This is a genomic window from Bacillus sp. PS95 (assembly GCF_037963565.1).
GTDB classification, from domain to species: domain Bacteria; phylum Bacillota; class Bacilli; order Bacillales; family Bacillaceae; genus Bacillus; species Bacillus subtilis.
Genome location: NZ_CP150160.1, coordinates 245973 through 265935 on the forward strand (window position 1 = coordinate 245973; position 19963 = coordinate 265935).

19 protein-coding genes and 1 pseudogene are annotated in these 19963 nt (G+C 44.5%); 14 read left to right on the forward strand and 6 right to left on the reverse strand.

Translation table 11 applies throughout. From position 1 onward, the window contains the following. Positions 1-251 precede the first annotated feature (251 nt). Together NSQ12_RS01430 and NSQ12_RS01435 are read right to left on the reverse strand one after the other, a co-directional pair. The gene (locus NSQ12_RS01430; protein WP_339175713.1) at positions 252-1172 is read right to left on the reverse strand and encodes a DMT family transporter; all 921 of its coding nucleotides are present in this window, start codon (positions 1170-1172) and stop codon (positions 252-254) included. After that, positions 1169-1996: an AraC family transcriptional regulator gene (locus tag NSQ12_RS01435; RefSeq protein WP_003246321.1), complete on the reverse strand. Its 828-nt coding sequence runs from the start codon at positions 1994-1996 to the stop codon at positions 1169-1171. Before NSQ12_RS01435 ends, NSQ12_RS01430 begins: the two co-directional genes overlap by 4 nt. Before the next feature lie 215 nt (positions 1997-2211). Between NSQ12_RS01435 and purT the strand changes: the two genes are divergently transcribed. The 11 genes and pseudogenes from purT to NSQ12_RS01490 all read left to right on the forward strand — a co-directional run bounded on the left by purT (position 2212) and on the right by NSQ12_RS01490 (position 11816). Continuing rightward, complete coding sequence (gene purT / locus NSQ12_RS01440) at positions 2212-3381, forward strand: phosphoribosylglycinamide formyltransferase 2 (protein WP_256683523.1); 1170 nt, start codon at positions 2212-2214, stop codon at positions 3379-3381. Between the two features lie 143 nt (positions 3382-3524). Next, positions 3525-4466: an extracellular metalloprotease Mpr gene (mpr, locus tag NSQ12_RS01445; protein ID WP_046160008.1), complete on the forward strand. Its 942-nt coding sequence runs from the start codon at positions 3525-3527 to the stop codon at positions 4464-4466. Further along, positions 4429-4827, forward strand: a complete 399-nt coding sequence (locus NSQ12_RS01450; protein ID WP_038428303.1) for a YbfJ family protein — start codon at positions 4429-4431, stop codon at positions 4825-4827. Before mpr ends, NSQ12_RS01450 begins: the two co-directional genes overlap by 38 nt. A gap of 165 nt (positions 4828-4992) precedes the next feature. Next, positions 4993-5883 (forward strand): enantioselective carboxylesterase CesB, encoded by an 891-nt coding sequence (cesB, locus tag NSQ12_RS01455; RefSeq protein ID WP_046160009.1) that lies wholly within the window; start codon positions 4993-4995, stop codon positions 5881-5883. A 195-nt stretch (positions 5884-6078) separates the two neighbouring features. After that, on the forward strand, positions 6079-6612 hold the full coding sequence (gene pssA, locus NSQ12_RS01460; protein WP_009966430.1) for a CDP-diacylglycerol--serine O-phosphatidyltransferase: 534 nt from the start codon (positions 6079-6081) through the stop codon (positions 6610-6612). After that, complete coding sequence (locus NSQ12_RS01465) at positions 6603-7091, forward strand: DedA family protein (protein WP_003234861.1); 489 nt, start codon at positions 6603-6605, stop codon at positions 7089-7091. The genes pssA and NSQ12_RS01465 overlap by 10 nt, the downstream gene beginning before the upstream one ends. After that, entirely contained in the window at positions 7084-7875 is a 792-nt protein-coding gene (locus tag NSQ12_RS01470) for a phosphatidylserine decarboxylase (protein ID WP_080528866.1), read from the forward strand. Before NSQ12_RS01465 ends, NSQ12_RS01470 begins: the two co-directional genes overlap by 8 nt. Before the next feature lie 54 nt (positions 7876-7929). Then, a complete protein-coding gene (locus NSQ12_RS01475; protein ID WP_339175717.1) occupies positions 7930-8208 on the forward strand; it encodes a hypothetical protein in 279 nt (92 codons plus the stop codon). Between the two features lie 105 nt (positions 8209-8313). Further along, a pseudogene (locus tag NSQ12_RS01480) lies at positions 8314-9653 on the forward strand (erythromycin esterase family protein). 107 nt (positions 9654-9760) lie between these two features. Further along, positions 9761-10648 (forward strand): AraC family transcriptional regulator, encoded by an 888-nt coding sequence (locus tag NSQ12_RS01485; RefSeq protein WP_003246240.1) that lies wholly within the window; start codon positions 9761-9763, stop codon positions 10646-10648. 199 nt (positions 10649-10847) lie between these two features. After that, positions 10848-11816, forward strand: coding sequence for a rhodanese-related sulfurtransferase (locus NSQ12_RS01490; protein WP_003246287.1), 969 nt, complete (start codon positions 10848-10850; stop codon positions 11814-11816). Between the two features lie 35 nt (positions 11817-11851). Here NSQ12_RS01490 and gltP read toward each other — a convergent pair whose 3' ends face one another. The 3 genes from gltP to nagB form a co-directional block, all read right to left on the reverse strand. Beyond that, positions 11852-13096: a glutamate-aspartate/proton symporter GltP gene (gene gltP / locus NSQ12_RS01495; protein WP_014478694.1), complete on the reverse strand. Its 1245-nt coding sequence runs from the start codon at positions 13094-13096 to the stop codon at positions 11852-11854. A gap of 144 nt (positions 13097-13240) precedes the next feature. Continuing rightward, positions 13241-15136, reverse strand: a complete 1896-nt coding sequence (ptsG, locus tag NSQ12_RS01500; protein WP_173613872.1) for a glucose-specific PTS transporter subunit IIBC — start codon at positions 15134-15136, stop codon at positions 13241-13243. Between the two features lie 20 nt (positions 15137-15156). Beyond that, positions 15157-15906: a glucosamine-6-phosphate deaminase gene (gene nagB / locus NSQ12_RS01505; protein ID WP_339175720.1), complete on the reverse strand. Its 750-nt coding sequence runs from the start codon at positions 15904-15906 to the stop codon at positions 15157-15159. A gap of 218 nt (positions 15907-16124) precedes the next feature. Here nagB and gamR point away from each other — a divergent pair, with 218 nt between their 5' ends. The 3 genes from gamR to NSQ12_RS01520 all read left to right on the forward strand — a co-directional run bounded on the left by gamR (position 16125) and on the right by NSQ12_RS01520 (position 18421). Further along, on the forward strand, positions 16125-16832 hold the full coding sequence (gene gamR / locus NSQ12_RS01510) for a transcriptional regulator GamR (protein WP_003234841.1): 708 nt from the start codon (positions 16125-16127) through the stop codon (positions 16830-16832). Between the two features lie 33 nt (positions 16833-16865). Next, entirely contained in the window at positions 16866-17141 is a 276-nt protein-coding gene (locus NSQ12_RS01515; protein WP_038428307.1) for a DUF1648 domain-containing protein, read from the forward strand. Between the two features lie 209 nt (positions 17142-17350). Next, positions 17351-18421, forward strand: a complete 1071-nt coding sequence (locus tag NSQ12_RS01520) for a branched-chain amino acid aminotransferase (protein WP_019712566.1) — start codon at positions 17351-17353, stop codon at positions 18419-18421. Between the two features lie 36 nt (positions 18422-18457). Here the strand turns inward: NSQ12_RS01520 and mmuP are convergent, their stop codons facing one another. Continuing rightward, complete coding sequence (gene mmuP / locus NSQ12_RS01525; protein ID WP_015715174.1) at positions 18458-19870, reverse strand: S-methylmethionine permease; 1413 nt, start codon at positions 19868-19870, stop codon at positions 18458-18460. Between the last annotated feature and the right edge of the window lie 93 nt (positions 19871-19963).

The following is a 19963-nucleotide window of genomic DNA, read 5'->3' on the forward strand; positions in this document are numbered from 1 at the left end:
GCAGAGGATAAGCATCTCTGATTTGGGATTATTCAGAGATGCTTTTTTTGTATTTTTGTTCTAATACGAAGTCGATCATACCGACTATGCGGGCGTTTTCGGATTTTTGTTTGAAGCGTTCTGAACGATTATAAGCGTAAAACCTCAAACATCTATTGGGAAGTTGAGACTATTTAACATATTTTTATAATAGTTGATTTGTAACGCAGCGTGAGATGTCTGTCGTCTACCCATAAACTGTAATTTAGACATTAAGCATCCATTTTACATCCATTCTCCATCAGCTTCGCTTTCGGTTTCAGCTCTGAAATGTAGAGGCCTAAAAGTGTAAGCGCGCCTCCTAGAAGAGCGATCCATGTCATGTTTTCGTGCAGAATCAGGACAGAAGCGGCGATCGTGATAACCGGGACCATGTAAATATACGCACTGGATTTGACGGCTCCGAGCACGCCAACTGAATAATTCCAAGTGGCGAAGCACAGGGCAGAAGCGCCAATCCCTAAGAAAAGCATGTTGAGTATATTTGAAGCAGATGAAAATCGGCTTAGGTCAAAATGGAAGTCGAACAAAAATAAAGCGGGAACCATAAACAATAAACCATACAAAAATACTCTCTGTGTCAGCTCGATGATGTGGTATTCGTAGGCGCTTAATTTTTTCATGAATATCGAGTATCCGCCAAACACGAGAGCAGCCCCGGCTGCCATGATGTCTCCGAGCGGATTTAGACGCAGTACCACATTGCCGTTAAACGTAATCAATAAAAGCCCGATCAGTGCCGAGATAAATCCAATCAAAAAAGTCAGACGCAATTTTTCGCCTTCGAGCAGAAAATGGGCCAAAACCGCAGTGATCATCGGTATAATGGACACGATCATGCCGACATTGGAGGCGTATGTATAGGTGAGAGCTATATTTTCTAATAGAAAGTATAAGGTTACGCCAAATAAACCAGCTCCGGCAAACAACAGCTCCTGCCGCCAATTTCTGAACGGAATCATGTTGGGACGGACGAGGATAAGAGCGATAAAGCCCATCAAAAACCGATAAAATAATATTTCCATTGGAGAGAAGTCAGCCAGCAGAACTTTTGTCGAAATAAAGGTCGTCCCCCAAATCAGAATGGTCACAATGGCTGCGATATGCCCCGAAGTTTCTCTTTGTATGTTCATCTGTGAAGCTCCTTTTCAAAAATCTTCATGTATTGCTTCGGCGTCAGCCCCACCTGCCGTTTAAAAAACTTCGTCATATGGCTCTGATCGCTGAATCCTGTCTGAAATGCCGCATCAATCGGCCTTACCCCTTGTTCAAGGAGTTTTTTGGCTTGATTAATCCGGATTGTTTCCATGTAGCTATTAGGGGTAATGCCTTTTTGTTTTGTAAATGAACGCAATAAATGATACTTGCTCCAGCCTGTTAATTCACTCAAATCATTGAGTGTAACATTTTCGGCATAATGCTCTTCTAAAAATTCACAAACCATTTTGACTTCGTCTGATGGTTCTGGAACGCTGCTAAGGAACGTGACATCTGAATAATGGCGGATCAGCTCCTCTAATAGATGAAGAAACAGCTCCTCCTTACGCAAAGCTTGTTTTTCCTCGGATATCAAAATATGCAATTCCTGCAGGCTGGCTGTCAGCTCATGGCGGAATAACACATGCTGGGAGAAATAAGGGAGATGCCCGGAGCCAGTAATCTCTTTCACCGCCTTCTCCATGATATCCGGCATGACATTGATACACCGATAATCAAGCGTCCGGCCGTCAATCTGTTCACAGCTATGCGTGTCACGGGGGTTAAAGAGGAGAAGATCACCTGGATTGATGATATATTCTTGATCCTGACAGGCCAGATACCGTTGCCCTTTTTCAATAAATCCAATCACATAATAATCGTGAAAGTGGTTCGGGAACTTCTGCATAATTCCCTTGAAGCGGTAGGCTTCTATATGAAGGTGTGGGTCAAGCTGCAGTGTGCGGGTTTCGTTTTGCATGGGATGCCTCCTGTCGGTGTGGTGGTCTTGGATTAAGTGTAGCATGATTTTGGGGGATTTCTTGTATGATGTTGCTGTTTAGGAATAGAGAAAGCAGACCGTTATTTGTCTGCTTTCGTTTAAGAATTTAAAAGATTTTAACCCTCAATAATAATTTTATCTTTTTTAATAAAAATTTATTTTTCAAATATTTCAGTTATAATGGTTTGGAACAGATAGGAGGGGCAAAGATGTATCAATCAAAGAAGGTTTTATTGTTAGGTTCAGGTGAATTAGGTAAAGAGGTAGTGATTGAAGCCCAGCGTCTTGGGGTACAGACGGTGGCAGTTGACAGTTACGAGCATGCTCCGGCGATGCAGGTCGCGCATAACAGTTATGTCGTTGATATGCTGGACCCAGAGCAGATCAGAACCATCATTGAGAAAGAAAATCCGGATTTGATTGTGCCTGAGGTTGAGGCGATTGCGACGGATGAATTGCTGAAGCTTGAAGAGGAAGGATTTCACGTTATCCCGAATGCCCGTGCGGCCAAGCTGACGATGGATCGGGAAGGCATCAGACGACTTGCGGCGGAAACGCTTGGACTTGCGACAGCTGGCTATGAATTTGCGAATACATATGATGAATTTATACAAGCGGCAGCTCAGATCGGTTTTCCTTGTGTCGTTAAACCATTGATGAGTTCTTCTGGAAAAGGCCAAAGTGTGTGCCGCTCTGAAGCGGATTTAGAGAGCTGCTGGGAGACGGCGATGGAAGGCGGACGGGTGAAAAACGGCCGCGTGATCGTTGAGGAGTTTATCCCTTTCGAATCAGAAATCACACTCTTAACCGTACGTGCGGTTAACGGTACGGCATTTTGTGAGCCGATCGGTCATGTGCAAAAGGACGGGGATTATATCGAATCGTGGCAGCCGCATGATATGACAGAGCAGCAAATAGAAGAAGCGAAGCATATTGCGAAAACGATCACGGATGAGCTTGGCGGATACGGCCTGTTTGGTGTTGAGCTGTTCCTTGCGAAAGATAGGGTATATTTCAGTGAGGTATCTCCTCGTCCGCATGATACGGGTCTTGTCACGCTGGTGACGCAAAATTTGTCAGAATTTGCGCTGCATGTCCGGGCGATTCTCGGCTTTCCGATTACAGAAATCACACAGCTTTCTCCTGGCGCCAGCAGGCCCCTCAAAGCGCCGGAAGAATTAGCGGATTACACTGTTGAAGGATTGGAAAACGCACTGGCAGTCCCAAAGACTCAAGTGCGCGTCTTTGGAAAGCCGATAACAAAAGCCGGACGTCGTATGGCAGTTGCGCTTTCTGCTGCTGATTCAGTTGAAACGGCAAGAGAGAATGCAAAGAAAGCGTTGGACCAGCTAATTTTAAAATAGAGTTTGAACAGGTCTTGTCATGGGACAAGGCCTGTTTTTTTCTTTCTCCGTAAAAGTTTTATCATAAGAATCAGAAACCTGATTATAATGTAAAAGTCTTCCATCGATACGGGTGGTTGACACTAAAGGAGGGAGATGACAAAATGAAATTAGTTCCAAGATTCAGAAAACAATGGTTCGCTTACTTAACGGTTTTGTGTTTGGCTTTGGCAGCAGCGGTTTCTTTTGGCGTACCGGCAAAAGCGGCAGAGAACCCGCAAACTTCTGTATCGAATACTGGTAAAGAAGCTGATGCCCCGAAAAACCAAACGTCAAAAGCAGAACAGGTTTCCGCCCCTTATGAGGGAACCGGAAAAGCAAGTAAATCGTTATACGGCGGCCAAACGGAACTGGAGAAAAATATTCAAACCTTACAGCCTTCGAGCATTATCGGAACTGATGAACGCACCAGAATCTCCAGCACGACATCTTTTCCATATAGAGCAACCGTTCAACTGTCAATCAAGTATCCCAACACTTCAAGCACTTATGGATGTACCGGATTTTTAGTCAATCCAAATACAGTCGTCACGGCTGGACATTGTGTGTACAGCCAGGATCATGGATGGGCTTCGACGATAACTGCCGCGCCGGGCCGCAATGGTTCGTCATATCCGTACGGTACTTATTCAGGCACGATGTTTTACTCCGTCAAAGGATGGACGGAAAGCAAAGACACTAATTATGATTACGGAGCTATTAAATTAAACGGTTCTCCTGGAAACACGGTTGGCTGGTACGGCTACCGGACTACAAACAGCAGCAGTCCCGTGGGCCTTTCCTCGTCAGTGACAGGATTCCCGTGTGACAAAACCTTTGGCACGATGTGGTCTGATACAAAGCCGATTCGCTCCGCTGAAACGTATAAGCTGACCTATACAACCGATACGTACGGCTGCCAAAGCGGCTCGCCTGTTTATCGAAACTACAGTGATACAGGGCAGACAGCTATTGCCATTCACACGAACGGAGGATCGTCATATAACTTGGGAACAAGGGTGACGAACGATGTATTCAACAATATTCAATATTGGGCAAATCAATAAATACAGCAAATTAGCCATATTCATGTCTATTTTGTTTTTATGCGGGTGCAGTTCGCAGACGCATTCTTCTCAAAAAGAAACGACTATTCCTGTCACTCTTCATGTGGAGGATGCTAAGGGGCTGCCGGTCGAAGGGGTTCAAGTGACGATTGTCAAAGCGCCCTCTTCAGATGAGGAGCCGAGTACAGAGATTGGCGAGATACTCGGTAAAACAGACAAAAACGGAGATATCAAATGGGATACCGGCAGAAAAGGCGATTACTCAGTCGCGTTGACGAAGGGTGAAACATCAGTAACCCATCACATCTCGTTAACAGAGGATATGAAAGATCATGCCATTCCATTAGTCTTCAAAGAATAGCAGTTTCCTTGATTTTAAGGGAACTGCCTTTTTTATTTATTGCAGGAAACCAAACTATATACTGGAAATTTATTATGTGAGATAATAAGAAATAGGTATTTTTTCTTACGAGACAAAAGGGGCGTTATCCTTTATATCAATCATACCCGGAGGAAAAAGAAGAAGATGATACAAGATTCAATGCAGTTTGCCGCGGTTGAAAGTGGTCTGCGCTTTTACCAGGCATATGATCAAAGCCTTTCTTTGTGGCCGATTGAGTCGGAAGCATTCTATGTTTCTACTCGTTTTGGAAAAACACATATCATTGCAAGTGGGCCAAAGGACGCACCTTCGCTCATTTTGCTTCACGGAGGCCTTTTCAGCTCTGCGATGTGGTATCCGAATATCGCAGCGTGGAGCAGTCAATTTCGTACATATGCGGTCGATATAATAGGAGACAAAAATAAAAGTATACCATCATCAGCCATGGAAACGAGAGCTGATTTTGCAGAATGGATGAAAGATGTCTTTGATTCTCTTGGACTTGAGACGGCACACCTGGCCGGCCTTTCGCTTGGCGGGTCCCATATCGTGAATTTCTTACTCCGCGCGCCTGAAAGAGTAGAGCGGGCGGTTGTTATGAGTCCCGCTGAAGCGTTTATTTCATTTCATCCGGATGTCTATAAATACGCTGCAGAGCTTACAGGGGCAAGAGGAGCTGAATCATATATCAAGTGGATCACAGGCGACAGTTATGATCTGCATCCTTTACTGCAAAGACAAATTGTGGCGGGCGTGGAATGGCAGGATGAGCAAAGGAGCCTGAAGCCGACAGAAAACGGCTTTCCGTACGTGTTCACAGACCAGGAATTGAAATCGATACAAGTCCCGGTACTGCTGATGTTCGGTGAGCACGAGGCCATGTACCATCAGCAAATGGCCTTTGAGCGGGCTTCGGTATTGGTGCCGGGAATTCAGGCTGAAATCGTAAAGAACGCCGGACATCTGTTATCTCTGGAGCAGTCAGAGTACGTCAATCAACGCGTCTTGTCCTTTTTATGCGGGGGAATAAAATAGTAAGGAACATGAAAAGATTGGCATTCATTTTTCAAAAGGTAACAAATGTTGTATAATAATAGAATTTGAATGCTGCTTTTTTTGTGAGCATTCTATGTTATCATGCTTATTGGAGAAAAATTTTTCCTGTAACGCTATTCGATCACTATCGTCAAATAATATAGATGGTTTTACAATTGGAGGTTTGGTTACACTGTGAATTACATCCCCTGTATGATTACGATAGGAAACTTCATTTGCGGATTGCTGGCGATTCATTCCTTGCTATATCACAACATTCATTCAGCAGTGCTTTTTATTTTTACAGGCATGTTCCTTGATTTCTTTGACGGGATGGCTGCTCGTAAGCTGAATGCCGTTTCTGATATGGGGAGAGAACTGGATTCGTTTGCCGATCTGGTTACGTTTGGGGTGGCTCCTTCTATGCTTGCTTACAGTGTCGCGTTGTATACCCTGCCATTTATCGGGATCTTATGCGCATTGACGTACAGCATTTGCGGAATGCTTCGCCTCTCTAAATTTAACATTGAACAAAGCAAGCTCCCGACGTTTATCGGTATGCCGATTCCGTTTGCGGGCATGTGTCTCGTTATTTTAAGCTTCACCTATAACCCGATCCTTCTGGCAATCGGCACTTGCGGACTCTCATATTTGATGGTGAGTAAAATAAAATTCCCTCATTTTAAAAAACATGCGGCAGAAAACCTGGAGTCTGGGAGATGGAATTAGTTCAGCAGCTCATAGCGGATTACGGTTATCTCGCTATTTTTTTGATGCTGGTATTAGGAATTGTAGGATTGCCGATTCCAGATGAAGTGATGATGACCGTTGTTGGCTATTTCACGCATACCGATGTATTGAATTATGAGCTTTCGATATTGATTAGTTTTGTCGGGGCTTTGTTAGGTATGCTGATCAGCTACATGATTGGCAGAAAAGCCGGACGCCCGTTTATTGACAAGTACGGCAAGTGGGTCGGCTTAAAAGAAAAAAGAATGATGAAAGTGGAAAAATGGATGAAGAAATACGGTCCATATTCTCTTATTTTAGGTTATTTTATTCCCGGCGTCAGACATGTGACGTGCTACTTTTCGGGGATCGGCAAAATGGATCTGAAAACGTATGTTGCGTTTGCTGCAATCGGCGCCTTTTTATGGTGCTTTGTTTTTATTACAATCGGAAGGGTTATAGGGATTATTCATGTTTAATACGGCTGTAAAGATTCTGTATCGATCATTGATAGAGCTGACGAATCATCGTTTGTCATCCTATCTGATTAAAGGATTTTGCGAGTCGAAAATCAGCAAACCGGTCATTCCGCTTTTCTCAAAACATTTTCGGCTGAATTGGGATGATGTGGACGGTACGGCTGCTGATTACGGATCGCTGTCCGAATTGTTCATTCGACAAATAAATCTGGAGCGGCGCCCTGTGTCAAAAGAGGCGCATGCGGTGGTCAGCCCTGTTGATGGTGTAGTTCAGACGGTAGGAATCATCAACCCGAATCAAACCTTTACGGTGAAGGGAAAAGATTACTCATTCGCTGAGCTGACCGGCTGTAAAAGCGCAGACCATCAATACAATGGCGGTTACTTCGTCGTGCTGTATCTAAGCCCGAGGCATTATCACCGTTTCCATTCTCCGATCAGCTGCAGGTATCAAAAGCTGGCCGAGCTTGGAAATCGCTCATACCCGGTAAATCAACTAGGCTTAAAATACGGGAAAGATGTGCTGTCGAAAAATTACCGGTTTGTGTACGAGCTGAATAGCGGCAGCCGAAATCTCCTGATGATTCCTGTCGGCGCGATGAATATTAATTCTATCGTGCAGACGAATACCCGTACTGAATTGGAGATCGGCGAAGAGCTGGGATACTTTTCATTTGGCTCAACGGTCATTTTGATTTTTGAAAAAGACGCGTTCCAGCCGTCCGCCCATTTAGCAGAAGGCCAAGAAGTCCAAGTCGGAGAACTGATAGGTTATGAAGAGTAAAAAGAGGAGCTTGCATAAACGCAGCGCCTCTTTTTTTGAAGAAAGGTGAGACTTATGGAGAAACAAATCATCAGCTGGATTACAGATTATCAGAACACCGGAGATGAAGCCGTCCTGCGGCAAGTGCGAGAAGTGTGCTGGCCGATCGTTGAAGCGGTTTTGCAAGAGAAGGAAATAGATGATGAACAAGCGAACAATTTGCGCGAAAAAGGAATCGAGCGGTTTCCATTCATCATCAGCAAATACCAAGCGGATGTGCAGCTTCCGGTTGAGACATTTTTACGAAATACGTATCGGTTTTACTTTCATCAGGTGATGAGAGAATCCAGCTAAAGCTTCTTTCAACAGAGAAGCTTTTTTTTGTTGGTGAAAAAAGGAATCTTTTTCTATATCTATCTCGTAATGACTAGAGAACCTAGCAGAAAAGGAGAGATAGAATTGAAACGAATGATAGTGAGAATGACTCTGCCGCTGCTGATTGTCTGTCTGGCGTTTTCTTCTTTTTCAGTCTCGGCACGTGCTGCTTCTGAAGAAAAATATTGGGATTCATGGATTGAACGACATGCACAGCCACTGGATGCTTCCAATGCTTCAAACAAAGACCTTCACTTTCTGAAGAAGGTGCTGAAAGGAAAACGAATCGTTCAGTTAGGGGAAACGACACACGGCGCTGGTGAAATCAACGCCACAAAGGTCAGAATGATCAAATATCTCCACGAAGAGCTGGGATACGATGTATTGGCATTTGAGTCTGGCTTTCCTGATACAAATGCATCCTACCTTAATATGGACCAATTAACCCCTAAAAGCACGATGAAAAACTCCATTTACGCTGTATGGCACACAGAAGATGTCGTTGAATTGTTTGATTACATGAAAGAGCAAAAAGAGAAAGGCGATCCGCTGATCCTTACCGGTTTTGATATTCAAAGCATGAAGAATTCATTCAATGATGCTGCGACTCATTGGGTAAAAGCGGTGGACCCTGAGAAAGCAGAGTTGCTCTCCCAATCAGAAAATGATTTTTCAACATTAGTGACAGACAGCAATACGTTTGATGAATTTTCGCAAAAGAAGGAAAAGCTTGTGAAAATCTATCAGAAGCTGATCAAGTTCACTAAAACACATGCTTCAGAGCTAAAAGAAAACCTTCCAAAAGAGCCGAAAGCTTATGAGATGTTTATGCATTCTCTTCAGCTGAGAATTGACGTAATGGAAACATATATGCTGGAAGAAATGAAAGAAAAACTAGAGGAGTATCCGGAGAATATTGAGAATTTTTCATTCTTTATGAGAGACCGCATGATGGCTGAACAATTTCAGTGGGTAGCCGACACCCTTTATCCGAAAAAGAAAATCATTGTCTGGGGCCACTATTACCATCTACGCAAACAGAATACGAAGATGATAAAGGACTGGGTACAGCTAAACGGCCCTAACATGGGTGATTATTTGCCGGAGCGGCTGAAAAAACAAACATATACGATTGGCATTTATGCTTACTCAGGTGCGAGTCTTGATAGCTCCGATAATAAGACTGTTAAGCCGGTTACAAGCCCGCCGCCGTCTGGGAGCATTGAAGCTTTGCTGAAAGCGGCGGACCGACCGGCTGTTTTTGTTGATTTTCTCCATACAAAAAACAAGAAAGGCACTTCGTGGATGTATACCCCGCGGACTGCGCTCTATTGGGGTACATGGAAGAGCAGATGATCCTGAAGGAACAATATGATGGTGTCATTTGGCTGGAGCATATCACGCCGTCAGTCATTATCAAGTGAGCGGTGTCCCCTGTGGTAAACAGGGGATTTTTACATATCGCAAAAATAATCAAAACATATAATCCGTGATCCATTATTCTAAAACAGAAAGGAGATTGGAGCGTGCAATGTATTATGAAAAAGCTGTCCAGAAAACAATCAATTGGATTGAATCACATTTACATGAGCAAATATCAAACGAGGATATTGTTAACGTTTCAAGCTTTTCAAAATTCCATTTTCATCGGATTTTTCAAAAAGAAGTCGGCATGTCGGTTGCTTCTTATATTCGGTTAAGACGTCTTGCGAATGCGGCGGCAGCTTTGCTTTATACAGATCATCGTATTATCGATATTGCTTTGTATTATCAGTTTGAATCTCAAGAAGCATTTACGAGGACGTTCAAAAAGATGTATCACATGCCGCCAGGAGCATACCGAACATTTATGAAACGCTTTACTTCAAAAAAGGAGGAATCTTACATGGAGAAAAAAATGAAAGGCTGGGTATTGAGCGGGAGCCATCCGTTCCAATTCGAAATGGGGATTGACCGGGAAAATGTACATCAGGGAAAAGCTTCAGGGTATTTAAAGTCAACGATGGTGCAGGATATCGGTGAATTTGCGACGATGATGCAGCAATTCAAAGCAGATCGCTATCTAGGAAAAAGGCTTCGTCTATCAAGTTTTATCAAAACAAAGGGGGTGCAGCATTTTGCCTCACTTTGGATGCGGGTTGACAGTGCTGCTGATGATGTTCTCCAATTTGATAATATGAGCAACAGACCTATTACCGGAACAACCAATTGGAATCATTATGCTATCGTTTTAGATGTCCCAGAAAATAGCGCTGTGATATCTTTTGGCGTTCAATTATCTGGGCCGGGTCAGGTGTGGATGGATCATGTTGTTTTTGAAGAGGTAGATGAGAGCGTTCCTTCAACAAACCTTGAAATGCCGGGAGAACTTTTAGATGAACCGGTAAATTTATCTTTTGAAGAGGAACTACAAAAATAGTTTTCAGACAACTACTTTTACTAGTAAGTTAATGGAAAATACTATTTGTTTTTAATAAACCCTTGTGCTGCTTAGGTTTGTAAGAGCTTGGTTATTTTTATCAGTCTGGGCGGATCTGTTCATCTTTGCGGCATTTTCCTGTATGATATAGTAAGAGTGTGCATAGCAACTAACTATAATTGAACAGGGTGTTTAAAACATGGAAAAACAATACAGAGTATTACTTTACTATAAATATGTTCCGATTGAAGATCCAGAGGCGTTTAGAGAGCAGCATCTGGCTTTTTGTAAGGAGCTTGGTTTGTTAGGCCGTATCCTTGTTTCTTCTGAAGGAATTAACGGTACGGTATCAGGTACGGTTGAACAGACTGAAAAATATATGGAAACGATGAAAGCTGATCCTCGTTTTGCGGACATGGTATTTAAAATTGATGAAGCAGAAGGCCATGCCTTCAAAAAAATCTTCGTCCGCCATAAAAAAGAGCTTGTAACGCTTCGTCTTGAAGATGATGTCGATCCGAACGAAACAACAGGCCAGCATTTGAAGCCTGCAGAATTTTATGAGAAGATGCAGGATCCAAACACAATTGTCATCGACGCGCGTAATGATTACGAGTATGACCTTGGCCATTTCAGAGGTGCGGTCCGTCCTGACATCGAAGCCTTCCGCGAATTACCTGAATGGATCGAAGAACACAAAGATATGCTTGAAGGCAAAAAGATTTTAACGTACTGTACAGGCGGCGTACGCTGTGAAAAGTTCTCAGGATGGCTGGTGAAGCAAGGCTTTGAAGATGTAGCACAGCTTGACGGCGGAATCGTGACATACGGAAAAGATCCAGAGGTGCAAGGCAAGCTTTGGGACGGCCAGTGTTACGTATTTGATGAAAGAATCAGCGTGCCTGTCAACCGTGTCGAGCATGTGATTGTCGGCAAGGACTACTTTACAGGAGAACCGTGTGAGCGTTATGTGAACTGCGCAAATCCATCTTGCAATAAAAAAATGATATGCACACCGGAAAATGAGTATAAATATATGCGCAGCTGCAGCCACGAATGCCGCACGAACCCAAGAAACCTGTATGTGAAAGAGCATAATATGACAGAAGAAGAAGTAAACGCAAGACTGGCAGCGATTGAAACAGAAGATCACGCTGCTGCTGAATAAAAAAAGAACACCTCGTATTGAGGTGTTCTTTTTTTCTATATGCTTTCAGTTTGGCTGTTTGCGGAAACCCATTCTTTTTGGCGGAAGGCCTTTTCCCATTTTGATACCACGATACAGGCGATCGCATGTCCCGGTACGTTCACGCCCGTTCTCGCCATGTCCATGACGCGGTCAACACCCGCGATAATGGCAACGCCTTCAGCCGGCAGTCCTACAGCATTGGCAGTCGCCAGAAGAACTACAAGCGATCCTGAGGGTACAGCTGCAATGCCTTTACTGGTCATCACAAGCACAAGCATCATGAGCAGCTGCTGGGACAATGTCATGTCTACTTGAAAGGCCTGTGCGAGAAAGATACAAGAAACCGATAAATATAAGCTGGAGCCGTCACAGTTCAATGACAAGCCGGAGGGAACGACAAATGATACCACTCGTTTGGGACAGCCGTATTTCTCCATTCTATCCATCAGCTGAGGGAGAATGGTTTCAGTGCTGGTGGTGGAAAATGCAATTAAAAACAGATCCCATATCATTTTCAATACTTCGAAATACTTAATCTGAAAGATGAGACCGACAAGCGGAAAGAGGACAAAGAGGATCAGGAACAGGCCAAGGAATACGGTGCCAACCAGCTTAAACATAGGGAGGAGGAGTTCAATGCCATATTGGCCCACAGAAGCTGCCATCAGGGCTAACACGCCGATAGGAGCAGTGACCATGACGATTTGCGTGAGCTTGAACATAATCTGAGCTGTAGATTCAAAAAACTTCATTACTGGTTCAGAAGCTTTGCCGATACCAGCTGCGGCGACACCAAATAAAATGGCGAAGAAAATAACGGCAAGCAAATCATTTCTGGCCATGACATCAATAATGTTTGTAGGGATAATATCCAAAACCATTTGCTTGAAATCAACAACTTTGTCTGTGTAGCCGGAAAGTTCATGAATATCTTTTTTTGCCAAATGGGAGAGGTCAAGCCCGACACCTGGTTTTAAGACATTCGCTAATAAAAGTCCAAGCCCTAATACCAACGTTGTAATCACTTCGAACCAAATGATCGTCTTGATGCCGAGACTGCCCATTTTTTTCATGCTTCCGCTTCCTGCGGCTCCAATGACAATGGTAGAAAATACAATCGGCACAACAATCATTTTAATCAGGCGGATAAATCCATCTCCAACAGGCCTCAGTGCCATCCCGAAATCAGGAAAAAAGTGGCCGATCACCGCGCCGACAGCCAAAGCGATTAAAATTTGAAACGCGATTAATTTTTTCAAATGAATCCCCCTTTAGAACGATAGAATGTAGGCATATTCATATCATTCGTGATTCAAATGCAAACACCTTTTTTCAAGTTATTTTATTTTGACAGCGCTTTCATTATGTTGGCGAAAAAGTCTCCCGCAGCAGGGGGGACTTTTTTACTTCATTTGAATGTGCTTTAGATCTTCTTCAGAGGTATTTGTGAAAATAACTGGTGTTATGGCTGAAGCGGCATGCTGCTTGATGTAATCGAGATCAAAGGTGAGAAGCAGTTCGCCTTGTTTGACGGCTTGTCCGCTTGTGACATGTGCTTCAAAGCCTTCCCCATTCAGTTTGACGGTATCAACGCCGACATGAATCAGGATTTCAGTACCGCCGGCGCTCATAAAGCCGATGGCGTGTTTTGTCGGAAAAATCGAGACGATCTCGCCGTCCGCAGGTGCAACGACTTTTCCTTCTGATGGTATAATCGCAAATCCTTCGCCCATCATTTTTTCTGAAAAGACTTGATCAGGCACATCCCCTAAAGAGACTGTTTCTCCTTTAATCGGATAAATAAAGGTCTCACCGAAATCGGGCTTCTGCGGTTTGTCAGTTACCGTGTCCAGCGCGGCGGCGGTGGCAGGGACGCCTCCGGCCATGATTGTTTTGATGTCGTCTTTTAAGGCATCGGACTTGGTTCCGAATATTGCTTGGAAGTTGTTGTTGACCTCCAGCACACCTACTGCACCAAGCCGTTTTAATTCATCCTTGCTGACTTGGCTTGGCTGATGGACGGTCACACGAAGCCTTGTGATACATGCATCCAGGTTAGCGATATTTTGCTGTCCGCCCAAGGCCTGCAGCACGTGAAAGGCAAGCTGGTCTTTTGCAACTGGAGCTTTCTCCTCATTCTGACCGTCTTCATCTGTCTCACGGCCGGGCGTTTTCAAATTCCATTTCAGAATCGCAAATCGGAACAAATAATAATAAATGAAAGCAAACACGATCCCGACAGGAATGACAACCCAGCCGTTTGTAGACAGTCCGTAGTTCAAGACGTAGTCAATTCCGCCGCCTGAGAACGTATAGCCGTGGCGGACATGGAATAAATCACAAACGACAAAGATGACGCCGGCAAGAATAGAGTTAATCAAATAGAGCACGGGCGCAACGAACAAGAAAGAAAACTCAACCGGCTCTGTAATTCCGGTCAGCATAGATGTGAGCGCCGCAGAAATCATCACGCCGGAGATCATTTTTTTCTTTTCCGGACGCGCGGTATGGATAATGGCAAGAGCAACTGCCGGCAGACAGAAAATCATGTAAGGGAAATCCCCCATCATAAAGCGCCCGGCTGTCGGGTCTCCCGCGAAAAACCTTGTCAGGTCTCCGGTTACGGTGTTGCCTGTTGATGGGTCTGTGTATTCTCCCATCATAAAATAGAAAGGCGTATAAAAAATATGATGCAGGCCAAAAGGAATCAGCAAACGATAGATCGTTGCATAAAAGAACAGGCCGACTGTTGAATCGGCAATTAAACTGCTGGCTGCGTTAATTCCGTTTTGGATCAGCGGCCAAACGAATGAGAAAATGACGCCGATCACCAATGAACTGACGGAAGTAATAATCGGGACAAAGCGTTTTCCAGAGAAAAATCCAAGGACCGGATGCAGCTCGATTGATGAAAATCGCTTATATAAATAGGCGGCGAGAAGCCCGATGATGATTCCTCCGAAAACCCCCATATCAATCAGGTGCTCGGCTCCTTCATACGGAGGCTGAAGGCCGAGTAATTTTCCCATATTGTCGAGGGTGACGGTTAAAATTAAGTATCCGATGACAGCGGCAAGTCCGGCTACACCTTCTCCGCCGGCTAATCCGATCGCGACCCCTACGGCGAAAATCAGCGGGAGATTATCGAATACAACGCCGCCTGCATCCTTTATAATAGGGATGTTCAGTAAATCCTTGTCTCCGAAACGGAGCAAAAGACCTGCTGCCGGCAGGACGGCAACCGGAGTCATCAACGCGCGGCCAAGCTGCTGCAGAATTTGAAATGCCTTTTTAAACATGACAGTCTCCTTTTATTGTTTTATGAGCATGGTGCACTCTTTAATTTTTGAGCTGCTTTATAATCGGCGATAACGGTTACATGATTGTGTTTTTGAAGAATGGAGGCTGGTACTTCTGTCGTGACAGGACCTTCAGCCATCTTTTGAATGGCGTCTGCTTTTTCCTCGCCGCTTGCTAAAAGCACAATATGTTTGCTGAATTCCATGATGGTTTTAATGCCCATTGAAATCGCGAGTCTCGGCACCAGCACCGGATCACCGCCGAAGAATCTGGCATTTGCCTGTATCGTGCTTTCCGAGAGCTTCACAACACGTGTCCGGTCTTCAAAATCAGATCCCGGTTCATTAAAACCGATATGGCCATTGGCGCCGATGCCGAGAATTTGGACATCAATGCCTCCCGCCTGGCGGATGAGATCCTCGTATACTTTGCATTCCGCCTCAAGCTGCGGGTTGTCTCCTTGCGGGATATGAATATGATCAGGCTGCATATTGATATGCTGAAATAGATGCTCATGCATAAAGTGGTTATAACTTTGCGGATGAGATGGAGAGAGACCAGCGTATTCATCCAAATTAAATGTAGTAACCTTTGAAAAATCAATTTCGCCTGCCTGATAGTCTGAAATCAACTGCTTATACAAGCCGACCGGTGTGCTTCCTGTTGCCAGGCCGAGAACGGTATCTTTCTTAGCTTGTATTTGTTCTTTAATAATGGCAGCGCTTAACTTACAGAGTTCTTCGTAGTGCTCGGCGATTAGAATCTTCATGTGACACCCCCTCAAAGAGATAGACAAGCACCATATTTGTTATGACCAATTTATGATACTTGTCATTACGAATTTAGCACCGCCCTTATCAAACTGTCAATATTAATTTCTGAAAATTTGTTATAAAAGAAGGATACAAATCTTTCATATTGGGATGGCAAATGGTATTATGGTCTCAATGAAAAAGAACGGATTGCATACAGAATGGGGAGAATGAAATGACAGCTTTATATTCTGTGATCAAGTTTAAAATCATTGAGTTGATTAAATCGGGCAAATATCAGGCGAATGATCAGCTGCCGACGGAGAGTGAGTTTTGCGAACAATATGATGTCAGCAGAACAACTGTGAGACTGGCCCTTCAGCAGCTGGAGCTTGAGGGATATATTAAAAGAATTCAAGGAAAAGGGACATTTGTATCGGCGGCAAAAATACAAACGCCGATTCCGCATAAGATTACGAGCTTTGCAGAACAAATGAGAGGCCTTCGTTCTGAATCAAAAGTGCTTGAGCTTGTGGTGATTCCTGCCGATCACTCCATTGCCGAGCTTTTGAAAATGAAAGAGAATGAACCTGTCAACAAGCTTGTCAGAGTCAGATACGCCGAGGGGGAACCTTTGCAGTATCATACCTCATATATTCCCTGGAAGGCGGCACCGGGGCTGGCGCAGGAGGAATGCACCGGCTCGCTGTTTGAGTTGTTAAGGACAAAATACAATATTGAAATCAGCAGGGGCACGGAATCGATCGAACCGATTTTAACCGATGAAACGATCAGCGGCCACTTATTAACCAATGTCGGAGCGCCTGCGTTTTTATCAGAATCCCTTACCTATGATAAAAATGAAGAAGTGGTGGAATATGCGCAAATTATTACCCGGGGAGACCGAACGAAATTCACCGTAGAACAGTCATATCATTCATAAAGCAATGTGTTTTAAGAAGGGAATGGTGGTTCTATGTTTTTATTTACGAATGGAAAAGTGCTGTGGGGAGCAGTGATTGCTGCATTCATCCTTTCAATTGTATTTTACCCTTTTCTGCCGACGCAGATGCCGATTCATTATGATGTTGCGAACAGTCCGGATCTGACGGTTAACAAGCTGGCGGGGACTGTGATGCTGCCTATTTTGATGGTGGTGTTTGCATGGGCGTGGAAGATCAATTGGCAATTTGTATTCGCAGTGTATATTTTGCTGATTTGCCACATTGTCGTCCTTTGTTTAGCGGTCTAAATCAAACAGCCAGAATAAAACTGGCTGTTTTTCTTTAATTTCAGCTTCATCTGACAATGAATGTGGTGTATAATAGCTGATGATCCTAAAGAATATTCTGAAATTTATCGGTGTGGAGCGGCGTATCATGAAAGGAAGGGCTGTATGTTTTTTGCAGCCTTAAAAAGACTGAATATTTAAACAATTATATGAAAGGTGTGCTGATTAGATTGAATAAGCTTATTGAACGAGAAAAAACTGTATATTATAAGGAAAAGCCCGACCCGTCTTCCTTGGGGTTTGGACAATATTTTACAGATTATATGTTTGTGATGGACTACGAAGAGGGAATTGGATGGCATCATCCAAGAATTGCACCGTACGCACCGCTTACGCTCGATCCGTCTTCATCTGTTTTTCATTACGGCCAGGCTGTTTTTGAAGGATTAAAAGCATACAGAACAGAGGATGGCAGGGTGCTCCTGTTCCGTCCGGATCAAAATATCAAACGGCTGAACAGATCGTGTGAGCGCATGAGCATGCCCCCTTTAGACGAAGAGCTGGTGCTTGAGGCATTGACACAATTAGTTGAGCTGGAGAAAGATTGGGTTCCAAAGAAAAAAGGAACGTCACTGTATATTCGTCCTTTTGTCATTGCCACAGAACCGAGTCTCGGTGTGAAGGCATCCAGGAGCTATACATTTATGATCGTGCTTTCGCCTGTCGGCTCCTATTATGGCGACGATCAGCTGAAGCCGGTTAGAATCTATGTCGAAGATGAGTATGTGCGGGCGGTCAACGGAGGAGTCGGGTTTGCAAAAACGGCTGGAAACTATGCCGCCAGTCTTCAGGCACAGCGGAAAGCGAATGAACTGGGCTATGACCAGGTACTGTGGCTGGACGCCATCGAAAAGAAATATGTGGAAGAAGTGGGAAGCATGAACATCTTTTTCGTCATAAACGGGGAAGCTGTCACACCTGCTTTAAGCGGAAGCATTTTAAGCGGGGTGACACGCGCGTCTGCGATTGAATTGATTCGAAGCTGGGGCATTCCGGTTCGTGAAGAGAGAATATCGATTGATGAGGTGTATGCGGCCTCTGCACGCGGAGAATTGACAGAGGTCTTCGGCACAGGCACGGCAGCCGTCGTTACGCCTGTCGGTGAACTCAACATTCATGGAAAAACGGTGATTGTAGGAGACGGGCAAATCGGGGACCTCTCGAAAAAGCTGTATGAAACGATAACAGATATTCAGCTTGGCAAGGTGAAAGGGCCGTTTAACTGGACAGTGGAAGTGTGAAAATCGAAAAAGAACCTGCCTGAAGGCAGGTTCTTTTTATTTTGAATAAGTCATATCAGCAGCCGGCTCGCTTTTGCGGTTTTTTACATAATATATTGCATAGCAAATGGCCATAAATGGAACGCCGCAATAGAGTGCGATTCTTTGATTCGGATCAAAGGCAATGCCAACAACGGAAGCCAGGCATAACAGGAACGCTGCAATCGGCACGAACGGATACAAAGGGGTTCTGTATTTCAAATCAGTAACCTTGTTTCCCGCTTCGATATAACGTTTTCTGAACATGAATTGAGAAGCAGCGATTCCCATCCACACGACAACGACGGCAAAACCGGAAATCGACACGAGCACAACGTATACAGTGTCTGGCGCAAATACGCTGGACAGCAACGACAGAATGCCGCCGATCATGCTGAACACCAGCGCGTTAAAAGGGGTTCCTTTTGACGTCAGCTTTGCAAATGTCGGATGAAGCGTTTTTTCTTTTGATAAAGACCACAGCATCCGGGAAGAAGCGTAGAGTCCGGAATTAGCCGCTGACAGGATCGCTGTCAGGATAACAAAGTTCATGATATCGGCTGCGTATGGTACACCAACTCTGTCAAAAACAGCGACAAACGGGCTTTTGATGACACCTGCATCTTGAATCGGAATCAGCCCTGACAGCACAAAAATTGTTCCGACAAAGAAGAGTGAGAGACGCCAGACCGTTGTTTTAATCGCTTTTGGTATCGTCTTGTCAGGATCAACGCTTTCACCGGCTGCGATTCCGATTAGTTCCGTTCCCGAAAAGGCAAAATTAACGGACAGCATCGTCATCAAAATCGGGACAAATCCATTTGGAAAAAGCCCGCCTTCCGCGGTGAAGTTGGACAGCATCGGTGCGGCTTCTCCGCCTTTGATCGGGATGATGCCGAACATGGCAGAGCCGCCTAAAAGAATAAATAATACAATGGCTAATACTTTGATGCTGGAAAACCAAAATTCTGATTCAGCGAAAAACTTGACCGAAAATGCGTTAAGCAAGAAAATGAACAGCGCAAAGACGGCACTCCACATCCAAACCGATGTATGGGGGAACCAGCGCTGCATTAACAGGCCGGCTGCTGTGAATTCTGATCCCAATGCCACGGTCCATGTCAGCCAGTACAGCCAAGCAACCGTAAATCCGGTGCCCGGCCCTATGTATTTGGCTGCATAGGTGTGAAAGGCGCCGGTCACAGGCATGGCGACTGACAGCTCACCGAGGCATAGCATGACCAGATAGACGATGCCGGCCCCGACTAAGTAGGCGAGTATCGTTCCGGCCGGGCCTGCTTGCTGAATGGTATAACCTGAGCTTAAAAACAGCCCGGTTCCGATGACACCTCCCAAGGAAAGCATAAAGAGGTGCCGGCTTTTCATACTTCTCTGAAAGGTTGTCTCATTCTTGTTGTGGGCAGAGTTCATCTTTTTCCAACTTTCTATCAGCGATTTATTTCCTCCTAATAAAAAATCTCATGTCAGAAAGTGACACGAGACTCCGGCGAACCGGCTTTAAGT

Coding starts and splice junctions, on each gene's coding strand:
- NSQ12_RS01475 (WP_339175717.1), top strand. CDS start 7,930: ATGGAGAAACAAATCATCAGCTGGATTACAGATTATCAGAACACCGGA.
- NSQ12_RS01430 (WP_339175713.1), bottom strand. CDS start 1,172: ATGAACATACAAAGAGAAACTTCGGGGCATATCGCAGCCATTGTGACC.
- NSQ12_RS01435 (WP_003246321.1), bottom strand. CDS start 1,996: ATGCAAAACGAAACCCGCACACTGCAGCTTGACCCACACCTTCATATA.
- NSQ12_RS01515 (WP_038428307.1), top strand. CDS start 16,866: ATGTTTTTATTTACGAATGGAAAAGTGCTGTGGGGAGCAGTGATTGCT.
- mpr (WP_046160008.1), top strand. CDS start 3,525: ATGAAATTAGTTCCAAGATTCAGAAAACAATGGTTCGCTTACTTAACG.
- ptsG (WP_173613872.1), bottom strand. CDS start 15,136: ATGTTTAAAAAGGCATTTCAAATTCTGCAGCAGCTTGGCCGCGCGTTG.
- NSQ12_RS01465 (WP_003234861.1), top strand. CDS start 6,603: ATGGAATTAGTTCAGCAGCTCATAGCGGATTACGGTTATCTCGCTATT.
- NSQ12_RS01490 (WP_003246287.1), top strand. CDS start 10,848: ATGGAAAAACAATACAGAGTATTACTTTACTATAAATATGTTCCGATT.
- cesB (WP_046160009.1), top strand. CDS start 4,993: ATGATACAAGATTCAATGCAGTTTGCCGCGGTTGAAAGTGGTCTGCGC.
- NSQ12_RS01450 (WP_038428303.1), top strand. CDS start 4,429: ATGTATTCAACAATATTCAATATTGGGCAAATCAATAAATACAGCAAA.
- gamR (WP_003234841.1), top strand. CDS start 16,125: ATGACAGCTTTATATTCTGTGATCAAGTTTAAAATCATTGAGTTGATT.
- NSQ12_RS01485 (WP_003246240.1), top strand. CDS start 9,761: ATGTATTATGAAAAAGCTGTCCAGAAAACAATCAATTGGATTGAATCA.
- NSQ12_RS01470 (WP_080528866.1), top strand. CDS start 7,084: ATGTTTAATACGGCTGTAAAGATTCTGTATCGATCATTGATAGAGCTG.
- mmuP (WP_015715174.1), bottom strand. CDS start 19,870: ATGAACTCTGCCCACAACAAGAATGAGACAACCTTTCAGAGAAGTATG.
- nagB (WP_339175720.1), bottom strand. CDS start 15,906: ATGAAGATTCTAATCGCCGAGCACTACGAAGAACTCTGTAAGTTAAGC.